The following is a 4570-nucleotide window of genomic DNA, read 5'->3' on the forward strand; positions in this document are numbered from 1 at the left end:
TGAAATTAACTACGACTGGACATGACAATACAGGTTTAAATTTGAACTGTTCCGGTATACAATCTGTTTTCTGAGGGGTCATGCTTAAAACTGCTGGAATTCATGTGCAATAGATATTTTGGCAGTTTTTGACTCCTCTTTTCTCCAGCTTCGTGAGAAATCCGGGCTTGGACAGCTTCTCGTCCCCGAAGGCGAAAAACTGATTATCCTCAAAGCCCCTAAAGGCACGGGTAAAACCGAATGGCTTGCAACTGAAGTGGCGAAAGCACACGACCAAGAGAGACGAGTATTAATCATTACCCATCGCATTCAACTGGGTGAGGCGCTATGTAATCGCTTCGGTGTTAACTATGTTACCGAAGTCCGCACGAATGAAACAGGCACATTGTTAGGATATGGGGTGTGTGTTGATTCGCTGCATCAGGAAAGTCAGGCGCGATTCAATCCTAATGATTGGGCTAATGATGTGATTATTATTGACGAGTGCGACCAAGTATTCTGGCATTTGCTCAACTCTGGTACGGAAGTGCAAAAACGTCGGGTATCCGTTCTCAAAAACCTCAAACAACTGGTACAGAATGTCTTGGGCAGCAGTCAGGGAAAGATTTACCTATCAAGCGCTGATGTCTCCGACACAGATGTGAAGTATGTTTTATCACTCGCTGGAGAATATCGTGTCAATCCCTTCGTCATCGTCAACAATTATCGGCACGTAGCTGGCAACTGTTACAACTATTCTGGCACTAACCCGAAAAATCTCATCGCTGCATTGGACAAAGCGATTTCTAAAGGGGGGCATCATCTATTGTGCTGTTCTGCTCAGAAAGCCAAGTCCAAATGGGGAACTCAGGCACTTGAAGAACGGTTCCGTCGCAAATTCCCACACCTGCGGATTTTGAGAATAGACAGCGAATCTGTTGCTGATCCATCTCATGCAGCTTTCGGTTGTATCGCTCATCTCAACGAGATTCTTACCCAGTATGATTTGGTTATCGCCTCCCCAAGTTTAGAAACTGGGGTCAGCATCGACATTCGAGGACATTTTGATGGTGTTTGGGGGATATTTCAGGGAGTGCAGCCGGTTAATTCTGTGCGGCAGATGTTGGCAAGGGTTAGGGAAACAGTTGACCGTCATATCTGGGTTAGAGAGTGGGGGATGTCGGTTGTGGGCAATGGCTCTACATCCATCGGAGGATTGCTCAGAAGTCAACACGTTGCTACACAGGCTAACATTGCGCTGCTGTCGGCGGCGGACAATGACGATTACAGCTATGTTGACCAGAATTTTCAGCCAGAGTCATTGCAGACTTGGGGCAAGCGTGGTTCTGTGATTAACGTTGAGATGCGGCGCTATCGAGAATCGGTGCTTGCGGGATTGGTCGAAGATGGGTACACCGTTATTGATACCGACGATGTTGATGACGATGAGAGTGGGGCAGTAATCGAGTCGGTTAAAGCGGCATCTGTTGAATTGTATGCTGCGGAGTGTAAAGTGATCGCGCAAGCTGATGAACTTTCCCCAACTGAACTCAAGAAGCTGCAAGACAAACGGGCGAAAACCAAAACCGAACGACATCAGCAACGCAAGGCGGAATTATCCCGTCGCTATGAAATTGACGTAACCCTTGATTTAGTCGAGAAAGATGACGACGGCTGGTATCCTCAACTGCGGATGCACTATTATTTGACGCTGGGGCGAGAGTTTTTGACCAACCGTGATGCTAAACGGGCAGCAGCGCAGTTAGAGGCGGGAGAGAATTCGATTTGGAAACCGGATTTTAACAAGGGGCAGTTATTACCTGCTGTGTTGTTACTCGAAAATCTGAATCTGTTGCAGTTTCTTGCACCAGATGTTCGGTTACGGGGAAGTGACGAGAAGATGATGCAGTTTAAGGCACTGGCTGTAACGCATCGGCACGTTATCAAGAATTACTTGAATGTAACGATTTCTGAAAAACACACACCGATTGCGATCGCACAGAAGTTACTTGCCAAGATTGATTTGAAGTTGAACTACGTTGGTCGGTTAGGTAAGCGTGAAAACCGGGAGTGCGTCTATCGGTTTGTTGCCCCTGATGATCAGCGTAATTCAATTTTTAGGCAGTGGTTAAATCGAGATGAAGCGTTTTCTTGTGAGTTGGTGTCAGTCACTAATAATATAAGTACAACTACACCAGTAACTGACACAACCTCCCAAATATTAGAAGAGGTAGTGTCCAGCCCCCAAGGACAAGCTTGGAAAGGGCTGAAACTGAAAATACAGCAAGGCTTGGACGGCGCTGGCTCATTCTACAACCAGTTAGTCTCCATAATAGGCTCCGCTGTTGGCGTTGCTGATGGTGAGCCTTACTGGAACGGATGCCTGGGGCAGTGGCAGGTTTGGGTTAACTTTGGGAGCGGCTGTACGTCTGTGGTGTGCGATTGGTTGGTGGGGGTGTAGGTTATGTGTCATCAAGCCAATTAACTTAGTCGATGCTTCTAACTAAATTTCCAATGCTGCACTCCTAGAACTCAGCAATTCCAAAACACATTTAACGTCACAAATCCGTCATTAACCTTGCCTTACGAAGCAAGAATTGCAGTACAGTTTCTTCGCGGGTAATAATATCAACTCTGCCATCCATACCCAATTGAATTTGACATTTATTTGAAACGCGACTTAAAGCAAGTTTCTCTGGCTCAATTGTAACTTCGTAAAAAGCGCCTACAGCAGTTGCTTTGGGGGTAGAATTTGTATCAGCATTTGTATCATTTTTTTGCGAACTAACAGCATCGGGGGAAATCGCTTTGACAACGCCATTGAGAGTACCGTAATCAGGATAAGGACAAGCTGTTACCCGCATTTGCACTTTTTGACCGACTTTTACCTTACCTTTTTCCTCAGAACCTACAGCTGCTTTGATAAATAAAGGTGCATGAGTGGGAACAATTTGGACAACTTCCTCTCCTGCCCGGAGAGTTTGACCAGGGTTTCTCAAATTTAGCTTGGAAATAATCCCGTCTGCTGTAGCGGTAATAGTAGTTTGCTTCAGGTCGATTTCAGCTTGCCTGAATTCGTTCTCTTCGCGCTCTAATTGTTTTTCAGTTTCAATTTTCTGCTTGAGAAGTGCTTGAAGTTCTCTTTCTAAGGATGCTTTATTTACTTCCCCAGAGGCTTTTTCTTGAGCAATGCGTTCAATCGCAATTACTACCTCTGTATTGCTTGGGTTGAGGGCTACTTGAGCGCGAGATCGTCTGGCAATAGCCCCTAAAACAGCTTGTTTTAACCGTTCATTTGTTTTTTCTTGGGCTTTATAAGTTGCTTTTTGCGCCTGTACAGCTTGTTCCTGTTGTTTCACAGCCAGCTGTACTTCTTCTAGTTGATCGGGGGATAATGCTCCTTCTTTGGCAGCACTTTCATATCGGTTCTGCTTTGATGTCGCTGCTCCTAGAGCCGCCTCAGTAGCGTGGAGATTAGCTAGTGCTGATTGTAACTGTGCTTGTCCTGCATATAATTCTTCTTGAGCTATTTTGATGTTGGCTTCTGCTTCTTGAAGTTCAGTAATAGTGGTAATGTTTTTGTCTTTATGAGCGCGATCACGTCCTTTCAATTCAGCTTTAGCAGAGACGATAGTACGATTAGTGCGCTCGCTTTCAAATCGAATTTGACTATCTATTGCATTAATTTGAGCAACGGTTTGAATTAGTTGTAACCTAGCTTGTTGAATATTAATTTGCAGCTGTTTTTTTTTGGTTTGCAGTCGAGAGTCATCAATAGTCGCAATTTTATCTCCTGTTTGCAGCGTTTGATTTTCTTTGACGTAAATCTGCATTACCTGTCCTTCTGCTGCCGCCTGCACAATTCGCAATTCACCCGCAGGACGGATAACAGCTTGCCCAATGACCGTAACTTTATATTTAACAACCGCAGTCACAGGAACAGCTAACGACAACGCAAACAGGATAAATAATCCGCCAAATGTAGTCCAACGGCTAATTGGTGGGAGAAACTCGTTGTCTTGAACTAAGGGTAAAAAATTGGTTTGAGAGTTACTAATCATAAGTGCTGAGTATATCTAAAATGCTTAATAGCCGTTAACTAATTCTGAATAATTAAAGAAGATTTAAAACCATTCTTAGAAGGATAGATATCATCAATAAAACTTAAATGCTCTCCAGCAATCTGACGTAATTCTTCTGGAGTCCCTTGAGTTTTTAAGTGTCCATTTTCAAGCAACACAATCCAATCAGATCGTTGGATGACTTGAGGACGGTGACTAATCATAATTGTGGTTTTGCCCTGCCGATGGTACAGCAGTCTATCTAGTACTTCGGCTTCACTTACTGGATCGATAGCGCCAGTAGATTCATCTAAAATTAATATAGGTGGCTCGGTTACTATAGCCCTAGCGATCGCTAATCTCTGCTTTTGACCACCAGAGAGATTCGCACCAAATTCTCCTAAGACGGTTTGTGTCGTATCCGCTCGGTAAATCGGGGTAGAAAGAAAAAATCAGAATGTAGATTGGTAGACACGGCGTTATAAAATATGATATATGACGCAAAAATCATCTGCTGGGAACTTAGTATC

1 protein-coding gene and 2 pseudogenes are annotated in these 4570 nt (G+C 44.2%); 1 reads left to right on the top strand and 2 read right to left on the bottom strand.

All coding sequences use genetic code 11. The annotated features are described in order from the left end of the window. Positions 1 to 154 precede the first annotated feature (154 nt). Positions 155 to 2440 (top strand): annotated as a pseudogene (locus tag H6G97_RS46065) (plasmid replication protein, CyRepA1 family); the annotation flags it as partial. Between the two features lie 97 nt (positions 2441 to 2537). Here the strand turns inward: H6G97_RS46065 and H6G97_RS46070 are convergent. Further along, positions 2538 to 4040, bottom strand: a complete 1503-nt coding sequence (locus H6G97_RS46070; protein WP_190947097.1) for a beta-barrel domain-containing protein — start codon at positions 4038 to 4040, stop codon at positions 2538 to 2540. Between the two features lie 38 nt (positions 4041 to 4078). Further along, positions 4079 to 4462: pseudogene (locus tag H6G97_RS46075) on the bottom strand (ATP-binding cassette domain-containing protein); the annotation flags it as partial. Positions 4463 to 4570 lie beyond the last annotated feature (108 nt).

The organism is Nostoc flagelliforme FACHB-838 (assembly GCF_014698065.1).
Classification (GTDB): domain Bacteria; phylum Cyanobacteriota; class Cyanobacteriia; order Cyanobacteriales; family Nostocaceae; genus Nostoc; species Nostoc flagelliforme_B.

Excerpts from the sequence above, each read along its gene's own strand:
- H6G97_RS46070 (WP_190947097.1), bottom strand. The coding sequence starts at position 4,040 with ATGATTAGTAACTCTCAAACCAATTTTTTACCCTTAGTTCAAGACAAC.